Annotated in this window: 11 protein-coding genes; 6 read left to right on the top strand and 5 right to left on the bottom strand. The window is 61.3% G+C overall.

From position 1 onward, the window contains the following. Positions 1–142: 142 nt before the first annotated feature. The gene (locus tag AC07W7_RS13780) at positions 143–4,774 is read left to right on the top strand and encodes a hypothetical protein (protein WP_495039493.1); all 4,632 of its coding nucleotides are present in this window, start codon (positions 143–145) and stop codon (positions 4,772–4,774) included. 340 nt (positions 4,775–5,114) lie between these two features. After that, the gene (locus tag AC07W7_RS13775; RefSeq protein WP_076962396.1) at positions 5,115–6,533 is read left to right on the top strand and encodes an amino acid permease; all 1,419 of its coding nucleotides are present in this window, start codon (positions 5,115–5,117) and stop codon (positions 6,531–6,533) included. A gap of 50 nt (positions 6,534–6,583) precedes the next feature. Here AC07W7_RS13775 and AC07W7_RS13770 read toward each other — a convergent pair whose 3' ends face one another. Beyond that, on the bottom strand, positions 6,584–13,069 hold the full coding sequence (locus AC07W7_RS13770) for an NEL-type E3 ubiquitin ligase domain-containing protein (RefSeq protein WP_495039492.1): 6,486 nt from the start codon (positions 13,067–13,069) through the stop codon (positions 6,584–6,586). A gap of 62 nt (positions 13,070–13,131) precedes the next feature. Further along, entirely contained in the window at positions 13,132–14,268 is a 1,137-nt protein-coding gene (locus AC07W7_RS13765; RefSeq protein WP_076962398.1) for an OpgC family protein, read from the bottom strand. A gap of 261 nt (positions 14,269–14,529) precedes the next feature. Here AC07W7_RS13765 and AC07W7_RS13760 point away from each other — a divergent pair, with 261 nt between their 5' ends. From AC07W7_RS13760 to AC07W7_RS13750, 3 genes are read left to right on the top strand one after another with little or no spacing between them, the layout of a single operon-like run. Continuing rightward, complete coding sequence (locus AC07W7_RS13760; protein ID WP_076962399.1) at positions 14,530–14,904, top strand: GtrA family protein; 375 nt, start codon at positions 14,530–14,532, stop codon at positions 14,902–14,904. Next, entirely contained in the window at positions 14,901–15,836 is a 936-nt protein-coding gene (locus AC07W7_RS13755) for a glycosyltransferase family 2 protein (RefSeq protein WP_495039491.1), read from the top strand. The genes AC07W7_RS13760 and AC07W7_RS13755 overlap by 4 nt, the downstream gene beginning before the upstream one ends. A gap of 48 nt (positions 15,837–15,884) precedes the next feature. Then, entirely contained in the window at positions 15,885–17,387 is a 1,503-nt protein-coding gene (locus tag AC07W7_RS13750; RefSeq protein ID WP_495039490.1) for a glucosyltransferase domain-containing protein, read from the top strand. A 159-nt stretch (positions 17,388–17,546) separates the two neighbouring features. Here the strand turns inward: AC07W7_RS13750 and AC07W7_RS13745 are convergent, their stop codons facing one another. Then, entirely contained in the window at positions 17,547–17,831 is a 285-nt protein-coding gene (locus AC07W7_RS13745) for a putative quinol monooxygenase (protein ID WP_495039489.1), read from the bottom strand. Positions 17,832–17,844: 13 nt separating this feature from the next. Next, positions 17,845–19,464, bottom strand: a complete 1,620-nt coding sequence (locus AC07W7_RS13740) for an FMN-binding glutamate synthase family protein (protein ID WP_076962403.1) — start codon at positions 19,462–19,464, stop codon at positions 17,845–17,847. A 233-nt stretch (positions 19,465–19,697) separates the two neighbouring features. On the opposite strand from AC07W7_RS13740, the gene AC07W7_RS13735 reads away from it, so the two are divergent. Next, complete coding sequence (locus AC07W7_RS13735) at positions 19,698–19,970, top strand: type B 50S ribosomal protein L31 (RefSeq protein WP_076962404.1); 273 nt, start codon at positions 19,698–19,700, stop codon at positions 19,968–19,970. Positions 19,971–19,983: 13 nt separating this feature from the next. On the opposite strand, the gene AC07W7_RS13730 is transcribed toward AC07W7_RS13735, so the two are convergent. Beyond that, entirely contained in the window at positions 19,984–21,384 is a 1,401-nt protein-coding gene (locus tag AC07W7_RS13730; protein ID WP_495039488.1) for an ATP-binding protein, read from the bottom strand.

Raw genomic sequence — 21,384 nt, 5'->3', positions numbered from 1 at the left:
GCTGATTGGCGCCCGCAAGGAATTTGTCTGCCCACGGCCCACGCGGCCCATAACCGACTACCACCGTGGCCGGCAGGCGCTGCCTATCGTGCAGGTCCAATCGGACCTTTTCCCTGCGTCCGTCACCAGGAAGCCCCATTCCATGCCTCAAGCGACCTCATTGCGGCGTGCTCATATCGAGCAGATCGTCAGCCTGTTTTCGGCCGTCCCCACCCTGCGGCAAGTGGCTGTCAGCCAAGTGCAGGTGGCGCTGGATCAGCGCCACCCCTCTCTTAATCTGTTGGCCGAGCGCGTTGCCATTGGCACCCCCCGGCAGGCTGGCGAATACCACTACAGCCGGCTGGCGGACGAAGTATTGATGCGCCTGGCCTGCGCCCGCCCGCTGCGCTATGTCGAGGATCACCACCAGGTGCTGTTGCGCCAGCGGGAGGTCTATGGGCCAGGCGGGCCGGCGCTGGCCGACATCGAGCAACTGGTCAATCAGCTCGGGCCAGAGCTGCTGCAGGCCTGGTTGGTGCGGTTGCAGGACTGGTGGCGCGAGACGGTGCCGGTGGACTCCACCCGCTGGGCGTACCTGTCCGATGATTTGCTGATGCTGCTGTATGACAGCCAGAAACCTGCGGGCATGGATGAGCAGCAGTTTTCCAGGCTCTTTCCCCGTGCCTTGCTGCGTGCCAGCCGTCCCGACCGCCAGTGGAGCGTGCAGGGCGCTGCGTTGAAGGTGCAGGCCCTGTTTGCCCGGCGCCAAGGCAGCGCGCAAGCGCCGCAGATGCTGCCGCTGTTGGTGCTTGACCACCGGTTGTTCGGGGCTGAGCTGCGCACGCTGCTGCTGTTCAGCCCGGCCACGGGGCTCCACCCGTTGGCGCAGCTGGAGGAGGTTGCGCCGTTGCTGGCCGGTTATGTGGGCCCGCGCCTGGCTGGCGCGGCGCTGGAGTGGTTTGCCGAGGAGCCCGTGGGCGACCCGTTCGATGCCCTGGCAGCCAGTTATGCCGAGCGCCAGTGCACAGAAGTGCTGGCCATCGACCGCACCGTGCCGCGCACGCCCGATCAGTACCAGGCACTGCTCGATTATGTGACAGACCCCAACCGCTGGTTCGAGTCCGTGCTGACGCCGCTGCAACTGCGCATGCAGGACGAATTGCCGCTGTGGCTGGCCCACGCCTCGCCCCAGGACAGCCTGGCCTACGCAGGCGAGCTCCAGGCCCTGGTCCAGGCACAGGCCGAGGCGGCCGGCAAGACCTTCCTTGACGGGATCGAGCCACTGCGCACCTTTGCCGCCAAGGCGCTCAAGCGCTGTCTCGGCACAGACTCCCGGGCCCACGGGATTGCACCGGATGACATTGAGCTGACCTACACCCTCGTAACGGCCGCCGTGTTGCCCGGCGGCTTTACCAGTGGCGATGTGCATTCGCAGAACTTGAGCCTGACGGACCTGGCCCTGGAAAACCTCGGCGGCTTTCCCCACACGCCGTCCCGGATCCGGCTCAAGGGGGCCACGGCCCCCGGGTGGTTGACTGCGGCACTGCTCACCGGCTGCGTGACCGAGGTGGACATCGGCCAGGTTTACCCGGAGCTGCTGCGGCAAAAACTGATCAACGACCCGGCCGAACGTACCTGGCGCGCAGCGTTGTTTACCCGGCAACTGCGAGCACAACTGCCGTTACTGGCGCTGGAAATGCAACTCAAGGGCGAAGGTGGCCTGACCCAGGCCGGTTACCGACTGGTGAAGGGCGCGCTCCAGCCCGGCGCGGCTGAGCGCACGGCGGCCATCTGGCCCTTGGCGTTCAAGGCCACGCCCACGGCCACGGCGGATGAAGTGGTCAATATGTATGTGATCGGCCCCCGTGACACTGAACAGGGGCCGCATCTGCTGTACCGCCCCCTGTTCAGCCCGGGCCTGCATGAGTTCGAGTCCCTGGCGCAGTTGCTGGACGCCATTTGCGCGCCGGGCGAGCTGCAGGCCGGCATCCTGGCCTGGATGGCCCCGGACCGCCAGGCGGTGTATGCCCAGGGTGGGTTTTTGGAGCCTCATATACGGCGCTTTCTGGCGGGGGATGAGTTCAGTGTGCCCGAGCGGCCTGCGCCGGCCCGGCTCAGCAAACGGGTGGCCGATGGCGATCCGCTGCCCCGGTTGTTTGCCTCCACGGCCCAGGCCCTGGTGAGCCTGGCCCAGGCGCAGTCGGTGTCGAACCGCGAGCAACGCTGGGCCACGCTGAAGACGGCGGGGTGGTTGCTGTTTGACACGCTGCTGCCCTTTGTTCGCGGGCCCGCCTTGCTGGTGGGCTGGCTGGTGCAGATGCTGGGCAGTGTCAAGCAGGATATGCTCGCCTTGGCCGAGGATGATCCGGCGGCTCAAGCCCAGGGTGTCACGGACCTGCTGACGAATCTGGTGATGGTACTTGCCTATCGCGCGTCGCCCCATGAGTGGCCGGCGCCCCTGGACCGGCAGCACCCGGCCTTTGCCCGCACGCGCCTGGTCAAGCCCGCGCCGGCGGTGGTGCGCGGCCCTGAAAGCGTACAGCTGGATTCGCCCTACCGCTGGTGCAATGCCCGTGAAACCATGACCGGCCCCATGCAGGCACGGCTGCAAGCCATGAGCCTGAAGGCCTTTGCCGCGCCATGGCCGCGCATCCTGCCTGGGGCTGAGACCACGGGGCGCTTGAAAGGCCTGGTGCGGGATGCCACGTCGGTCCCGCCGCAATGGCAGGCCCTGGTCCGGGGCCATCTGTACCGGGTCGAGGTCACCGGCAGCGGCGTCGAGGTGACGAACGCCGATGGCTCGGTGCGCGGCCCCTTGCTTAAGTCTGGCAGGGATGGCACCTGGGATGTGGACCTGCGTTTGCGCTTGCTGGGCGGCCAGCCCGACAGCCCGCAGGAACCGCTGGCCCCTGAGGCCCGCCGCCTGCAACTGGAGCAGGATTATGCTCGTTACGCCCAGCGGCGGGAGGCGGCCAACCGGGCCATGATGGTCGCCCGGCAGTTGAGCACCCGCGAGTCGACGGGTATCACCGAGCAGCAGCGGGCCGCAGCGCAGGAGCGCTACGGCCAGGAGCTGTACAACAAATTGCAGGCTTCGCTGCTTGAGCTTCAGTGCCTCAAGGACTTGCAGGCCATCAAGTCCCGTGCGGGTTATGAGCGCGAGCTGTGCACCCTGCTCGAAGGGGTAATCCTCAACCTGCAGCAGTTGCTCCAGCACGCCCGTGGGGTGGCCGTTGCGATTCACGCCCGGCTAGTGCCGGCCTTGCGCCTGGTAGAGCACGAGAGTGAAGAAGAGGCCCAGTCCACGATCAACCAACAAGCCCACCACACCATCCTGCAAGGCTTGCAGCAACTGGCTGACAGCAATGAGCAAGCCATCCGCTGGCGCAGCCTGGAGCTTGGCTCACTGGATGAACTCGGCCGCGTTCCAAAATATGGCCGCGACACTGTCGAGGCCTTGCACCAGGGGCGGCGGGAGGGGCCCAGTGTCCTGGAGTTGCAGTCGTTGCAGGTCTCGGCACTGTGGGCGGTGGCGATCAATCACGAAGGCCCCCAGATGGACGAGGAGTTCTTGCACAGCCTGAACGACACGGTTGATCGGGCCCGCTGGGCCAGCGGTTCCCAGGCGCAACTGGATGAGTTGGCGCCCCAGAGCCCGCCATTGCGTCTCGAATTATTGGAGAGCTTCGACCGGGTGTATGCCCAGACCGATGACCGGATTGAGTTCTGGCGGGCGATGGAGCCCGATCAATTCAACCTCGGTTACCTGGACAAACTGCAGCAGCTGTTCGCCCAATTGCATCTTCAGGTCCAGCACGAGCTGGCCGCCACCCTGGCGCCGGCGGCACTGACCCCGGCACCGACTGTGGCGCGGCCCCGGCAGAAAAAGATCATCCGCACCCGCAACCGGGACATGTATGTGGCTCAGGTTCAGGTGATGGCTGGTGAGCAGCCGGTCGAAGTGGCCCAGGTCACGGATGCGCGGGACGAGGTGATCGCCTCGTTTGTCCAGGCTGCCGACGGCATCTGGGAGCCGCTGCAGAAAACCCAGGCCCGACGCACCGCATCGGCGCCGAACCTGAACCGCTTGCTTGAGCACGGGCAGGCACTGCGGGCCCAGGTGGACAAGGCGATTGCCGAGGTGTTGAAGATGGCGGGCAAGGCCAATGAACCGCAGTCGCTGCAAGAGATCCTTGAACAACGCGCCGACAAGCTGCGCCGGTGTGCCGACGCCATCCAGCAGCGCCTGTTGCACAGTGAGCCGCAGCGGCTGGCGGCCACACAAAAAGCCCGGGCCAGGACCGAGGCCGATGAGCTGCGGGCTGCCGCCAGCCGTTTGTCAGAGCAGGGCTTGCAGGCACGGCTCAACGCAATCAGGGCCCGCCCGCCGACCCAGGGAGGGTTGGAAGTACTGGTCATGCATGATGAAGTGCGGATTTTCCGACAGGGGGCGCGGGTCGCGCTGGCCGGTCGCGCCAATGACTGGCTGCAAGCCTATGTGGTGCTGGATGTGCACACCCGCCAGGCGTTGTGCTACGGGCACTTTCACTATGAACGGCCGAGCGGGCCGGACGATCACTTTACCGCCGCGCACCTCAAGACCCCGGCCCAGCACCGGCTGGGCAAGCAGTCTCAAGCCCAGGCCCAGGCCCAGGCATTTGCCAGCCTCCAGGCCGGGCAGGGCGGGCGCGTGACGCAGACCCTGGCAATTCACCGTGGCGAAGTCAACTTGCGCATGGCGCGCAAGCTGTTCTTCGACGCACCGGCCTGGGTTGACGGCGAAGTACCGTTCTAGAGCCCTTGCGATGAGTAAATGCGACTAGGGTAGGGGCATGACGCTGCACCATGGCTGTGCAATACTCGCCGCCGTTTTCCGCGGAGAATGGCGATCCGGGCAGATATTGCGCCGCCGTCATATCGGCTTTTGCCGAGAGTTCTCGCTGAATATTGCCGTTTATTGAGTGAAAAGCTCTGTAGCGGGCTTTTTATACTGCATACCCGCTGATCTGGCCGGTTTTTCCTGTCAGACGGATCTGCCCATAAGGCAGGTCCGGTTACCGAGGCGTACGAGCCCACCCGCTGGTACGCCTGATACTCGGTGGTTCAATCCAATAACAAAATGAGGTTGTACCCCTATGCCTGCTGGTAACCACCTGCCCCACGGCGAGACCGCTTCAGGCGGCCCGCTCAAACGCGAACTCGGCGAACGGCATATTCGCTTGATGGCGCTCGGCGCCTGTATCGGTGTCGGCCTGTTCCTTGGCTCGGCCAAGGCCATCGAAATGGCCGGCCCGGCAATCATGCTGTCGTACATCATCGGCGGCCTGGCGATCCTGGTGATCATGCGCGCCCTTGGCGAGATGGCTGTGCATAACCCGGTGGCCGGCTCTTTCAGCCGCTACGCCCAGGACTACCTCGGCCCGTTGGCGGGCTTTCTGACCGGCTGGAACTACTGGTTCCTGTGGCTGGTGACCTGTGTGGCGGAAATCACGGCGGTGGCCGTGTACATGGGCGTCTGGTTCCCCGATACGCCACGCTGGATCTGGGCCCTGGCCGCCCTGCTCAGCATGGGCACCATCAACCTGATCGCCGTGAAGGCCTTTGGTGAGTTCGAGTTCTGGTTCGCCCTGATCAAGATCGTCACCATCATTGCCATGGTCATTGGCGGCGTCGGCATCATTGCCTTTGGCTTTGGCAACGACGGCGTGGCGCTGGGGATTTCCAACCTGTGGACCCATGGCGGCTTTATGCCCAATGGTGTGCAGGGGGTGTTGATGTCCCTGCAAATGGTGATGTTCGCCTACCTGGGCGTGGAAATGATCGGCCTGACCGCCGGTGAAGCGAAGAACCCACAGAAGACCATCCCCAATGCCATTGGCTCGGTGTTCTGGCGCATCCTGCTGTTCTACGTCGGTGCGTTGTTCGTGATCCTGTCGATCTACCCGTGGAATGAGATCGGCACCCAGGGCAGCCCGTTTGTGATGACCTTCGAGCGCCTGGGCATCAAGACCGCCGCCGGTATCATCAACTTCGTGGTGATCACCGCTGCGTTGTCGTCGTGCAACGGCGGGATCTTCAGCACCGGGCGCATGCTCTACAGCCTGGCGCAGAACGGCCAGGCCCCGGCGACCTTCGGCACCACCTCCAGCAACGGCGTACCGCGTAATGCGCTGCTGCTGTCGATCTTCGCCTTGCTGTTGGGCGTGCTGCTCAACTACCTGGTGCCGGACAAGGTGTTTGTGTGGGTCACGTCCATCGCCACCTTCGGCGCGATCTGGACCTGGGTGATGATCCTGCTGGCCCAGCTCAAGTTCCGCAAAAGCCTGAGCCCCGCCGAGCAGAAAGCCCTGAAGTACCGTATGTGGCTGTACCCGGTCAGTTCGTACCTGGCCCTGGCATTCCTGGTACTGGTGGTGGGCCTGATGGCGTACTTCCCGGATACCCGCGTGGCGCTGTATGTCGGGCCGGTGTTCCTGCTGTTCCTGACCGTGCTGTTCTACGTGTTCAAGCTGCAACCGACCCAGGCCGGCCAGGGTTCCCAGCGTTCGGCATAACCTCTTGACGCCTGGCCTGCCTGTTTTGCGACAGGCAGGCCAACACCGGCTCAGACATGCAGCAATGTCCGCTGCGTGCCCTCGGTCAACTGGCGCACCAGCCGGTTGTGTTCGTTCGTTTCCTCATCGGCCAGCAACTGGCGCCGCTCCAGATACTCCTCCGAACGGTGGTCTGACACTTCCTGATCCAGCACATTGACCTTGTAGGTGATGGTGCCCTTGACGGTGAAAAAGGCCTCCGGCTCGCTGCTGGCCAGATACTCGATCCAGAACTCAGTCATCAGGATTGCCTCCTGCAGGGCCGCTGATCGACCGAGGCGCTGCAGGGTTCTGCGTGCGTCACCGACCACCTCGTCAGTGACATAGTCATCAACGGTGTACAGCAGATCCAGTGGGTAAAACGGCAAGTTGAATTCACCGGCCAGTTTGCTGCGCAGGTACACGGTGACCTCGGCCGGATCGACTTCCAGCCCGGCCCGCTCGCGTGCAAGCACGAACTGGTCGGCAAAGTGATCCAGCTGATTGAGGTAGAAGCAGCTCTTGGCCAGCTCCAGCAAGGTGCGGTCGGCCAGGTAGCTCCTGGGCTGTAGCTTGGCCTGATGGATACGGTGATGCAGCTCCATATTGGTAAAGGCCAGCAGCACACTGTCGCCACAGTTGCCGGAACCGTAGGTGTTGAGGCAGACCGTGTTGCGCAACTGCGTTGACTCGCCCATGGCGATCAGCAGGGTCCAGACCCGCTCGGTCAGGCGTATTCTGGAGGCGGTGTTGCGGTAGGCATGGGTCCTCTTCAAATCACGCAGCACCCGGAACACATCGTCGGCACTTGCTGTTTCATTGGCCTTCAACTGCTCCCACAGTTGTCGACGTGCCGCCACGTCGTCAGCCGCAACGCCTGTCAGCCAAGTGTCGAGATCATTGGCCATTGCCGGGGCGTGGGCGGGTGTCTGCAACTGCCCGCCCAGGCGAATACCGGTGCTGAGGCGGTAGGCGTCGATGCTGGCCAGGGTCTCGGCGGACAGCGGGTTTTCGTGCAGCAGGGTATTGCGATTGGCGATTTGCAACCAGGGGTTGGTGAAGACCTCGTCGGGAATGGTGGTGATCGCATTGGCCTGCAAGTGCAGTTCCACCAGGCGCGGCAGTGCGCTGGCGCCGATGGGCCATTGCGTGATGCCGGTGTTGGCCAGGTGCAGCGTATTTAAGTGCAACATCCGGCTGACATCCGGCACGAGGCTCAGGTCCGGGTTGTCGTTCAGGTCCAGTTTCTGCAGGTTGACCATGCCTGCCAGGCGTTGCACGGACTCTGCGGTCAACCGCAGGTCGTTGTCGTTCAGGTCAAGGTGGGTGAGGCTGGTCATCTCGGTGATCGCACTGGGCAGTTCGGTCAGGCGACAATCGAGGCGCAGGGCCTTGAGCTGGGTGAATTTGGCCAGGAACTGCGGCCCCGAGTCGGGGAAAGCATTACCGGAAATACGCAGGTATTGAATGTGATTGAAGCCGCTGGTGCCTGCCAGGAAGGAGGCCGGCGGCAAGCCCTCGTCGTCCAGTTGCAGCTCCAGGGACGGCACGTTGAACAGCCCGGCGATGTAGAACGTGGCGTTTTCGCGGCGCCATGCACTGCGCAGTTGGTAGGCGATATGCCGGCGCCTGCCGCGGTTGATGCCCAGGGGGTCGTTGAGTTCGTTGTCGGCCGGGGTCAGGGTTTCGCTCCAGCGCGACAGCTCCACATCCATGGCCTGATACTCGGCCTGGCGGCGTTCCAGCTCGAGCAGTTTTTCCGGGTCAGTCATGTTCAATGACTGCAAGAAGCGCCGGGCGTCATCATTATTGAAATGGGGGTAGAGCTCCTGGGTCTTGGCCACCAGGTCCGGTGGCCGGGGCCCACGAAACGGCCAGATGCGCTGCCAGAGTGGATACGCCAGGAACGAGCGGTCCAGGCCCATGGCCGGTTGCATCCAGGGTTGCAGGTGCGGGATATCCAGCAGGCCCTTGATTTCCACGCGGCGGGCGAAGGCCAGTTCGGCGAGCTGGTGGTGTAAATCGATGATGCCGGCTTCAGTGTCCACCTCAAGGCTGACCTGCTCGGCGGTAGACAAGGTACTGAGAATGACCCGCAGTAACCTGATCGAGGGTTGGCCCAGGCGCGCACCCTGCTGGTCGTAGGCTTGATAACCGCGATTGGTCCGGGCCACGGTCTTGCGTGATGAACCGACCAACGACCCCGCCGTTTCCAGCAAGCGCCCCTGGTTGTCCCGTTCACGGACATCGATACGCAGGTTGCTTGGCCATGCGGGTAGGGAGCGGAGCAGGTACAGGGTAATCCGGTCGCTGTCGGCATTGGCGCAGGCGTCTACAAACAGGCCTTCAAAGGCACGATTGAGGCGCAAGTCGTGGGCACTCAGGCGCGCCTGTTCATGAAGGCGCAGGCTCAACTGGTCTTTCTCATGCAACTGTTTGAGCTCGCGCGACGTGGCGTGGCCGAGAATCGCCTTGACCGTACTGTTGGGCAACTCCGGGTGCTTGGCCTTGAAACGGCGTTCTTGCGCGGTGCCGTCGGACTCGCTGCGCAGGTACAAGGATTGCAGGATTTGCGTGCGCTCTCGGTCGGTGTATTCAACGATCCGGGTAATCAACTGGAACAGGCGCTGTTCCTGGGTCTTGGGCAGCTCACCGAGCAGAGCCTGGGCCAGGTCGTCATCGCTGACGAGTTTGTCCAGGAGCCCGGAGCTCTCCAGGTCCTGGTCGGTGGCACTCACCACCTGGGCGTCGGGCCGATGCCGGGCGGGGTATCTGAGGGGCGTGTCCCGGCCGGCAACTTCCAGAACGTGGCTGTCGGGCCAACCGGGCAGGCTGGAGATCACCAGCAACAGCAGGTTCGGGTGGGCGAAGGGGGCATGGGTGGACAGCTCATACATCGCCTCGATAAACCGGTTGATTTCCTGGTCGAGGCGCAAACGCTTGCAGGTATCGGCCAGCAGTGGCGGCGACGGCCGGCCGCTTCGGTGTATCTGGCGCAACACATGGGGCGGGGTGTCGGTCAGGGCCAGAATGGTTTTGGCGGTGTTCTTGGGGAACGCATAGTGGTCGCCCCCGAGGCGATAGAGCAGGCTGTGATCGTCCCACCCCATGGGATTTTCGCTGGACAGGCGCCACGCCCCATGACCGTTGTGCTCCAGGGTCGGGGTGTCGACGCCGATTTTTTGCGGGTGCTTGAGCCGCCATTTGAAAGCCCGGTTGTCATAGACAATCCGGTACCAGGAGCCGAACAGGGGCAGGTAATGGTCGCCTTCAAGGGGGAACAGGCCGAGGGCGTCGGGCTGCAGCTTTTGTGGTAGGGCCAGGGTGTGCTCGTATTGTGCCAGTGAACCGCTGGCCAGCCTGACAAAGCCTTCCGGGCCGCGCTGGTGGCTCATGTAGTCGCCCAGGGTGGTGCGCAGGCCCATGGCGTCGGTTGCGCTGGCCATGCCCAAGCGTTGTCGCTCATGGGGTTGCAGGACCGAACCGATGGCCAGGTAGAAACTGTCCACTGCTGGTGATACGGCAATCGTGCCGGCATTGCGCATGTCATAGGCCTCATAGACGCCCTCGCCGAAGTGGCGCAGTTCCACGGTGAGGTCATCCGGGCCACTGGAGCGATAAGGCTTGGCAATGGCCCCCGCGAACACTTCGGTGATGACGAAATGGCGCTTGAGGCGGCGGCGGATCAACGCCGAGGCAAACTCCCGGCCCCATTGATCGGCATCGTTGTTGAATTGTCGGGGGTGATACAGCGCGTCGATGGCGGCGTCGATGCGCAGGGCGGTGCGGTGATTATCCAAGCGTTCAAAAAAGGCCACCGGCAATACCCCTTCTTGCAGGTAGGCCTGCTGTTGGCGCGGGGTCAGCGGATGCTGTTCCAGCAGCCGCACCAGCAGGGCCGGTGACAGTGGGCTGTTGAGGTCACGCAGCTTTTTCAGAAAAGGCGTGACGGCGACCGGCGACTCCGATGCCTTGACCGGTAGGAAGCGCCTGACGCTGGGCGGTGGCAGTTGCTCGCTTTTTTCATAACCGGCGTAACTCACCAGCGCGGCGAACAGGGCCAGGCGTTCACGCCGCGCCAAGTCTACGATGGCACGGCGTACCGCCATGATCCGCTGCGTGGGCGTGGCATCGGCTTGGGTCGCCAGGCCCAGTTGCGAGGTATCGGGTTGCAGGCTGATGACCAGGCCCAACAAGGGGTCGGCGCGATAGGGCGGTGGGCTGCGATCCTGTTCGGCCTGGTAGCTGCCGTCTTCGTTACGGATGATCGTAAGGGTCGTGGTCTCGGGCATCGGCGGTACGCTCTTGCCGAAGGTTTCGATCACGCTGTGTTGTGGGTCGCTGATGCTCAGCAGGGTCGCGGCGGGCCATTCGGGCAACTGGGTCAGCAGGCAGAGCACCACACTCTCGCCATAGGGCGGCAAGTAGCCGGCTTGATCAAAGTGCTCGATGATCTGTTGGATCATCTGGTCGGCCTGCAGGCGCCGCACGCCTTCGATCAGGTTCAGGGGGGCCGGTTCGCCGCGCCAGACATTCTCCAGGGCGATGCGGGAGGTGGCGGTGCTGCGCAGCATGCGCTCCAGGTCGAGCACGGGGATGATCGACGAACCATTGGGCAGCATCCGTTGCAGCAACTGGGTATCTGACAGGGCCCGGGCGTCATGCAGGTCGAAGGTCCAGGCCTGCAGCGCCGGATCCAGCACAATCGGGGGCTTGTAGGGGCTGCGACTGTTCTTGAGCACGTAGCGCTGATGGTGTTGGTCGTGGGTGACCTCTGCCACCAGGGTCTGCTGCTCATGGTGCAGCTTGACGTATTGCTTGCCTTGCACCGTGAACACGCACAGGGCATCGGGGTTTTGCCCTTCAAGCAGGTATTGCTGGTCGTGGGCGTAGGGGCGGGCGTCGGGTTTCCACAATTCATCCACACCGTCGGGGCGCGTGACTTTGCGTGGGTTGCCCAGCCGCCGCAGGTGCTCCAGCATGCGCTGGCGATGGGCGCTGCCGGCGACGCTGATCAAGCGCCCGCTGACGGCCAGGTCGGCGACATCCGTCAGGGTCTGGGCGAAGCTGCTGGCGTCGCCCTTGACGGCTTCATTCAGGCCCACGCTGACGCTGTAGGTCATGCTGCCCAGCACCGCCAGTTGCATGCCCCGGTTCATCCCCGTGACCCCGCCGGGCAGCGGGGTGAGCAGCAGTTGCAGGATTTCGGAGGCGATGGCGGCGGTGGCGTCCTTGACGGCTTGCCAGTCGGTTTCGGAGCGGGTGTTGGCCAGGGTGTCCATATCGGCCTGGCAGCGTTGGATCTGGCGATAGGTCAGGGCTTGCAGGATGGTTTTGGCAGGGCCGGAGGGTGGGTCGGTGGCGAAGCGAATATCGTTGAGCGTCTGTTCCGGGAAGGCTTTGTGAAAGCCGTCATACAGGAGCCCGCCCAGCCAGCTCATGCCCTCGGGACGTGGTTCCTGGGTTAGCAAGGACTTGAACACCGACAGGCCCACCAGCGGCAATTGTCGGGAGAACCAGCCCAGGTCGCCTTGCTGGTGACTGTCGAGCAACTGCTGGCGGAAGTCGGCTTCGGCCGAACGGGCGTCGCTGTGGTAGCGAAATGCCCCGCCGGGGCGGAAAGGGAAATACGACAGCACCCCGAGGCTGGCCACCCGGATCAGCAGCAAGGGCACTGGAATCGCACTCTCCCAGGGTACGAAGGGCACGGCGATCAGGGGGGTGACGCCGCAGGCCAGGCTCAGGCTGTCGACAGGCAGTTGTGGGCCGCTGCCGTCGAGCGATGCCCTAAGGCTGTCGTACACCACCTGGGTCAGGCCGTTTTGCGCACGGTTGCGCCAGGCGTCCAGCACGTCAAAGTGCAACAGGGCCAGCGCCGCCTCGCCCATCAACCGGCGCAACGTGCCGTTCTCGCCAAGGGCGGCCCTGATCTTCCCTTGCAATTGATGACCCAGGTCCAGCTCCCGGGCAATGGCGATGAACTCCCGGGCGCCGAGGCTGCGATCGCCGTCGGGGCCGACCACTGTGCTGGCGTCCACCAGGCTATAGCCGGAGTCCTGGCGAATGGCGGAAGTGAAGCCGAAATTCACACAGGCCGCGTCCCACAACGACAGGCTCTTGATGTGTTCGACGTAGCGCAGATCCTGATCGGAGCGCCGGGGCAGCCTGATATGGCTGCCTGGCTGTCGCTCCCAGGGCAAGGGTTGCTCGACCTTCTCCAGGTAGGTGGTCTCGAAGCGATACTGCTCCGGGTCGCGTCCACCGATCCTGTTACGCAACTGCGCCAGGCCGCCGGCCTTGAAGGTGCGGACAAGCCGTTCCTTCTCGGTTTCAACGGCCGCCAGGGCTGTGAGGGCCTGGCGTTGCAGGTGCAGGAAACGTTGTTTCTCCTCGGTGCCCAGGCTCTCCAGGGCCTGGAGCACATTGCGCTGGATCAGCGCCAGCGCCTGTTGCTGGGCCCAGGAGGTACTCGATTGCAGATTGCCGGACAGGCCGTTGAGTAATTGATGAGTCGGCATGCGCTCTACCTTTCACGATAAGTGGAGGGCAGATGGAATCACCGCGCATGCCGCCGGGGGGGCTAACTATTTAACGGGTGGCCGTCCCGGCGCGGGGTCTGGTTCAAGCGCTTGTTGAACTCCAGCCACGCTGCCAACCCGGCCATCAGTACCAGCCCCAGCAGGGCACTGAAAATCTGCATCGGCCAGGCGTCGTTGACCTGGGCGTTGAGCATGTCCGCCAGTGGTGCGAGCAACACCCCCAGGCAGAACACTTCCAGGGAATAGCGGCCCATGCGACAGCTTTGTTGCGCCAGCCAGTTGTGCGTCCAGCCACGGCCGGGCAGCAGCTTGGCGGTGACATAGGCCAGGGCCAGGAAGTGCAGTAAACGTACGGGGGACAGGTCGGTCTTACTGATGGGGTACAGCAGCTCGCTCAACACGGCGGGCATCACGGCGTCATGGATCTGGGGCCAACGCCAGGACAGGGTGATCACCCCAGCCAGCAGTGTGTAGGTCGCCGCGGCCAGAAACACGGGCTGCTGGTGCAAGGCCCGGGTTTGCGGCGCCCGTGGCTGGCCGGCGTGGATCGCCGCCGCGCCGCCGAGTACGAACAGAAACTGCCAGGTCACCGGGTTGAAGTACCACACCCCATCGGCAATTGCCGCCAGGTTCCAGCCCAGCCTTGGCGCCAGCAGGTACACCACCAACGACACCGCCACCACCGCCAGGGGCTTGCGCACCAGCACCGGCAGCACCAGCGGCAAGCCGAGCAAGAGCACGATATACAACGGCAACGGGTCCATCAGGTTGGGCTTGAAGCGCAGCAGCAACTCATCGGTCAGGGCTTGTTGCGGGTTGGTGATGAAATGCGTCAGGCCCATTTCTTGGACCAGGTCGCGGGTTTCCACCTTGCTGTTGGCGAAGAACACGATGCCCATCAGCATCGCCAGCAAGAAGATATGCACCACATACAACACCCAGGCGCGGCGCAGGATTTTCAGGCAGGCCATCCAGTAGCCTTCGCGCTGCAACACCTTGCTGTAGGCCAGTACCGAGGCGTAGCCGGCGAGGAACACGAAGACCTCGGCGGCATCGCTGAAACCGAAGTTACGCAGGGTGATCTGGCCGAGAGGGTTGTGGGGCACGTGATCCCAGAAAATGAAGATCAACGCCAGGCCCCGAAAAAAATCGATGCGTGGGTCGCGTCCGTTAAGCATGGCTGCGGGCTCTTGAACAATTGAGTGAAATAGTGACCCGTGGGGCTTGGCAGTGGTCGAGCCGCACGTCGGGCGGGCGCAGGTTGGCGGTATTTGTAAGCAATTGCAAAGGTTGGGTATTACTGAATGTCTCAATTGTGGGATGGGCTGCTGCCGTTCGTCGTATAACCGCCTCTACCTGTTATTTCTGACAGTAGACGCGGTGTTTTGCGCATGGCTTGCTTGCCCATCGGCTAATGGATAATGAGGCGTGACGGTGGCATGAGCAGGCTATGGACGGGGTTCTCCAGCTACACAGTGATCGGCATCGCCAACACCGTGATCCACTGGCAGGTCTTTTTCGTGCTCAGGGCCGCCTTGGATCTCAGCCAGGCGCTCAGCAACCTTCTGGCTTTTTGCGTAGCCGCGACCTTCTCGTTTTTTGTGAATGCCACGTTCACCTTTGGCGTAGCGGCTTCGGTTGGCCGTTACCTGGTGTTCATGCTGTGCCTGGGCAGCCTGAGCCTGGCGGTGGGCTGGATGGGGGACTCTTGGCGTTTGCCCGGGCTCGTCACGGTGGTGGTGTTTTCCCTTAGCAGCCTGGTGTGTGGCTTCTTGCTGGCCAAGTACCTGGTGTTTCGCAGGCCTGAACCATGAGGCTCTCGCTGATCGTGCCGTTGTTCAATGAAGAGCAGGCGATCGAGACGTTTTACCGCGCCGTACACAGCGAGCCGTCGCTGCAGGCGTATGACGTCGAGATCGTCTTTATCAACGATGGCAGCACGGACCGCACGCAGGCTATCGCCAGGGAGATTGCCCTGCTCGATCACAACGTGGTGCTGATCAACTTCTCCCGCAACTTCGGCAAGGAGGCGGCGCTGTTCGCCGGCCTGGAATACGCCAGCGGCGAGGCGGTGGTGCCGATGGATGTCGACCTGCAAGACCCGGTGCCAGTGGTTGCCCGCTTGATTGATGAGTGGCACAAGGGCGCCGATGTGGTCCTGGCCAAGCGCCGCGACCGTTCCAGCGACAGCTACCTCAAACGCCACAGCGCCTCGCTGTTCTACCACCTGCTCAATCGCATCGCCTACACCCATATCGAAGAAAACGTCGGCGACTTCCGCCTCATGGACCGCAAGGTGGTGGACGTGATCAAGGCGTTGCCGGAGCAGCAACTGTTTATGAAAGGCGTGCTGTCGTGGGCGGGGTTCACGGTGGCCATTGTCGAATATGACCGGGCATCGCGGGTGCTCGGCCAGAGCAAGTTTAACGCCTGGAAACTATGGAACCTGGCGCTGGAGGGCATTACGTCGTTCAGTACCTTGCCGCTACGGTTATGGAGTTATATCGGTGCCTGCATTTCGTTATTAGCGCTGGGGTATGCGGGGTATTTGATCATCGACAAGTTGCTGTTTGGCAATGATGTGCCGGGCTATCCATCGTTGATGACGGCGATTCTGTTTTTGGGGGGCGTGCAACTGATCGGGATCGGTATTTTGGGGGAGTATGTGGGGCGGATTTATATGGAGGCCAAGCATAGGCCGCGGTATGTGATTAAGGATGTGATTTCGCGAAAGCAAACAATTTGAAAGACTAGCCTTGCAGTGTCGAAGGACAGTGCACGTGGGAGGTACTAAGTGAAAATTGTTGACATGGAGCTGTCATCGAGTCAGATGCTGAGTTTTTTCTGCGTGGCGAATCTGATTTTTGTAATTCCGTTGATGTTGGCCGATTATTTATATATCGATGATAGTTGGCGTACTCAGTCGGCAGGTCTGGGGTGGGCAGACAGTGGGAGAATACTGGTTGAATGGTTATATAAAGGGCTAAGCTTTACGAGTGCTGCACCGAATATTTTCCCGCTGCCGCTTTTGATTTGCGTCGTGGTGATGGCTTTTGCATTAAGGGCTTTGGTTGTAAGTTTCTTTTTGCGTCCGACACTCAGTAGTTGTTTTGTGGTGTTGCCGCTTTGGTACAGTCCTTACTTTTTACAGAGTCTATCCTATCAGTATGACGGCCCAGCTATGGGGCTAGGGGTTGCGGCTGTTATATTTTCTATTGCCTACAAGGGGCGGTCGCTATTTTCTAATATAGTAGTGCCTGCCATATTGCTGGCAGTAGGCCTGAGTTTTTATCAGGTAGTGATAAATGTTTATATTGGTCTGGTGTGTATTGAACGGCTGATGATTGCACATGATCAACAAAGCCTATATGTAAATTTGATCAGGTTAAGGGATCGGTTGCTGCAGTTGTTGGTTGCGCTGCTTATATATTTGGCGACGGCCTTCCAATTCATGACGGAGGAGCGGACGGCTATGCGCCAGTTCGTTGATGGCTGGCCAGTCAAACTGGTAGCAGATTTGAAGTTGGCTAGCCAGCGGGTGGGATTGCTCTATCACGAAGATAACGCTTGGTTGTGCGGGCTGCTTATTTTATTAGCGGTTGCCGGGTTTTGTATTGTGGTGCGAGGTGTTCTGCTTTCTGCGGATAGGGTGTCTCATAAAATTATTCATTGTCTGCTGTGTATATGTGTTGTTCCGGTGGTGCTGTTATCAATCCCCGGTATAGCTCTGGCTTTTGATTATTTTAACGATGAGGCCCGGTTGATGATGGGCGTATCGACACTCTTGGTGCTGATATTATTTTTGAGTTATCGTGCGCTTAGGTTGATTCATGTAAATGGTGCTTTGTTGTTGGTGGTGCCCTTGATGGCAATGCTTTCTTTTTCATATGCCCATGGGCGTATGTTGAGTTTGCATAAGACCTTGGGGGAAAGTGTTGCGCGTTATCTTTCCTATGATCTTATAAGTCATGCTGATTTGCGCCGTGTAAAGGTTTTTTACATGGTGAGAAACTCTACGAAGGGCTGGCTTGTTGGTGGCGATGGCACAATGTCTGCATTGCCTTTTATGCGGTATGTAGTGAATATGGGCTTTATCCTGCTCCCGGAGATGTTGCCCAGAATCGGGGGGGTCAACAATGTGTTGTCTATGGAAGAAAAAAAATTCAGGTCAATTTCTGTTCGTTGTCAGGAAACTATTATAGTTACAAACAAATTTTATGATGTGTGTACTGTAGGTGAGTCTGGCTATATCGTAATGAAGTTAATGGATCTCAGTGATGTTTATATCAGTCAGTAACACCCGTAATATGATGAGGCAGTCCTTTGAAGGGACCCCGTGTGGATGTCCAGCTATCAGGCAATTGCTGAGCGAGCGAGACAAAATCGAATAACGGCATGGTGAACCTCCTTGTTTCAACGATGCCGTCGGTGGTCCGGTTCAGCAGCGGGGGATTGTTTAAAACCCATCCATCAACAGTACCCGGCAAGGCTTGGCCTGATACGCATTGATCTGCGGCACCAGCCGGGTGAAGTGCTCGGTCTGGCAGTGTGCATCCAGCGCTGCCTGGTCCGGCCACTGCTCGATAAAGATAAAGTGCCCCGGGTCTTTTTGGTCGACAAACAGATCGTAGGCAATGCACAGCGGTTCCTGGCGGGTTTTTTCCACCAGTTCGGCGTACCAGGGGCGCACGGTGTCCAGGTGTTCGGGTTGGATAAAGTCTTCAGCGATTACCTTCAACATCACAGCGATCCTTTTAGGCGGCGTCTACTTCATGGGGCTCGAAACTGTCGGCCCGGGCCATCTGCCACATGCGCGAATAGAACTCGCCGTTCACTTCGCCGGTCAACAATTCCCCAGGCTTTAAGAACACATGCAACTGCGAGAACAGCTTGATCTCGGTGGCCGACATGCGCCGCACCAGGTGTTTGGCCGACAGTTGCGATGGATGATCCAGGCCGGCCGCCGCGAGCATTTCCGCCAGGGCCTTGAGGGTGTTGCGGTGGAAGTTGAACACGCGCTGGGCTTTGTCCGGCACCACCAGCGCGCGTTGGCGCAAGGGGTCCTGGGTGGCCACGCCGGTCGGGCATTTGTTGGTGTGGCAGCTTTGCGACTGGATGCAGCCGATGGCGAACATAAAGCCCCGGGCCGAGTTGGCCCAGTCGGCGCCGATGGCCAGCACGCTGGCGATATCGAAGGCGCTGACGATCTTGCCGCTGGCGCCGAGCTTGATCTTGTCGCGCAGGTTCAGGCCCACCAGGGTGTTGTGCACAAACAGCAGGCCTTCGCGCAGGGGCACGCCGATATGGTCGGTGAACTCCACGGGCGCAGCGCCGGTGCCACCTTCCTTGCCGTCGACCACGATAAAGTCCGGCAGGATCCCGGTTTCCAGCATGGCCTTGGCAATGCCCATGAACTCCCACGGGTGGCCCAGGCAGAACTTGAAGCCCACCGGCTTGCCGCCCGACAGCTCACGCAATTGCGCGATGAATTGCATCAGTTCAATTGGCGTGGAAAACGCGCTGTGGCGTGATGGCGAGATGCAATCTTCGCCCATCAGAATGCCGCGGGTCTCGGCGATTTCCTGGGTTACCTTGTGCTTGGGCAGGATCCCGCCGTGGCCGGGCTTGGCGCCCTGGCTCATCTTGATTTCAATCATCCGTACTTGCGGGTTTTGCGCCTGCACCGCAAAGCGTTGCGGGTCGAAACGGCCGTCGCGGGTGCGGCAGCCGAAGTAGCCGCTGCCCAGCTCCCAGGTCAGGTCGCCGCCGTGTTCCCGGTGGTAGGCGCTGATGCTGCCCTCGCCGGTGTCGTGGGCGAAGTTGCCGAGCTTGGCGCCCTGGTTGAGGGCGCGGATGGCATTGGCGCTCAACGAGCCGAAACTCATGGCCGAGATATTGAACACCGACGCCGAATACGGCTGGGTGCACTGCGGGCCGCCGACCATCACGCGAAAGGCGCTGGGGTCGCTCAACGGGGCCGGGCGCATGGAGTGGCCGATAAACTCGAAGCCGGACTGGTATACGTCGATCAGGGTGCCGAAGGGTTTGTCGGCGCTTTCATTCTTGGCCCGCGAATACACCAGCGAGCGCTGGGCCCGGGAGAAGGGCAGGGCGTCGCTGTCGGACTCCAGCAGGTACTGGCGGATTTCCGGGCGGATGCCTTCCACCAGGTAGCGGATATTGCCCAGGATCGGGTAGTTGCGGCGCACCGCGTGGGGGCTTTGCAGCAGGTCGAACACGCCGATCAGGCTGAGCACGCCGGTCACCAGGGTTATCGGCCAGAGCCATTCGTGTTGGATAAAGGGGAGGCTGGCGAGGGTGAAAATGACACACACGGCAAAGAATGCATAACGGCTAAGCAACGACAGGCTCATACGGTTTCCTTGGGTTCGGACTCTCTATGACCTGTAGGAGCCGGCTCCTACAAGGTTCTATTTCTTTAGGGTGTTCACGGTTCACACTGAGCCCAAGCTTACGGGCGAGTTCCTTGCCGGGGCAACCGCATAGAGCCCAAGCCCCGACGGGTATTGCAATACGTTCTCGTTTAGGTGCATTATTTGCGTTACTGTATAACGTATTGATTCTGCCAAAACGCCCCGGAGGCCCCATGAAAGCTGGTATCCATCCCGACTACCGCACCGTGCTGTTCCACGATACTGCCGCCGATGTGTTTTTCCTGATCGGCTCCACTGTCGACACAGACCGCACCCACCGACACAGCGATGGCAACACTTACCCCTACATGGCCCTGGACGTGTCCAGCGCTTCCCACCCGATCTACACCGGCCAGCAGCGCAAGACCCAGGTCGAAGGGCGGATTGCCGGGTTCAACAAACGGTTTGCCTCGTTTGGTTCCAGTCCCAAGCCCGCTCAAGCCTGAACCGCCAGGGCTGTCACGCTGCGGTCTGGCGGATCGGCAGCACCACCCGGAAGGTGGTGCCGCTGCCCACTTCACTCCTCACCGAAATATCCCCATGGTGTTTCTTGACGATGCCATAGGACAGCGACAGCCCCAGGCCCGTGCCTTCGCCCACCGGCTTGGTGGTGAAAAACGGGTCGAAGATTTTCTGCAGGCTGTGCGGGGCAATCCCGCAGCCGTTGTCTGCAACCTCCAGCCAGACCTGATCGCCCTCGACCCCATTGCTCAAGGTGATTGTGCCGCGCTCCGGCCCCATGGCCTGGGCGGCGTTGATCACCAGGTTCATTACTACCTGGTTGATTTGCGAGGCCAGGCATTCGATCTCGGGCAAGGGCTGGTAATGCTTGATCACATCCGCCTTGTGCCTGAGCTCGCTGGCCACGATGTTCAGGGTCGAGTCGATCCCTTGCTGCAGGTTCGCCCATTGCCAGGCTTCGTCGTTATCGACCCGGGAGAAGTTCTTCAGGTCCTTGACGATCTGCGTCACCCGACCGATGCCATCCTTGGATTCGCGGATCAGGATCGGGATATCGTCCTTGAGGAACTCCAGGTCCAACTCTTTGCGCAAGGCGCTTAGTTGTTCAAGGCCGCCACCGGGCGCCAGGGCCGCCTCAGCCTGTTGATAGGCGTCGAGCATGCGCTGCAATTGCTTGAAGTAACCCTCCAGCGTGCCAAGGTTGGAGGTGACGAAGCCGACCGGGTTATTGATTTCGTGCGCCACCCCGGCAGCCATCTGCCCCAGGGAGGCGAGTTTTTCCGATTGGATCAACTGGCTTTCCAGCTGCTTGCGTTCGTCGATTTCCAGTTGCAGGGCCTGGCTGGCCAGGGTCAGTGCCTGGGTGCGCTGTTCGACCAGCTGTTCGAGGTTGATGGTTTTCAGGCGGGCGCGGCGGGCCATGTCCCATTTGGCCGCCAGGGTGTTGGCCATCTGTTGGACTTCGATATTGTCGAAAGGCTTTTTCAGGATCAGCAGCCGGTCGTGGCCCTTGAGGCGCGACAGCAGTTCTTCCCAGGAATAGTCCGAGTAGGCGGTGCACACCACCACTTGCAGGTCCGGGTCGACTTTCCAGAGTTCTTCCATGGTCTGTGCGCCGTCCCAGCCCTGGGGCATGCGCATGTCGACAAAGGCCAGGGCGTAGGGCCGGGCTTGTTCCATGGCGGTACACAGTTGTTGCAGGCCCTCCTGGCCACCATAGGCCGAGTCCAGCTCAAACGGTGGGGCCTGGGGTTTGGCGGCCTCGCCAAACAGGGCGCTTTCCATGTCGTCCAGTGCCGCGTTCTGTTCCATAGGCGGCATGAGGATCTTGCGAAAGTCTTCGTGGATCGAGGGGGTGTCGTCAATCAGCAGGATGCGCCGGTTCGGGGGTTGATTCAT

The organism is Pseudomonas sp. GW821-FHT01D09 (assembly GCF_059422465.1).
The sequence above is the reverse complement of the archived record's forward strand: the minus strand, read 5'-3'. Positions and strand labels throughout refer to the sequence as shown.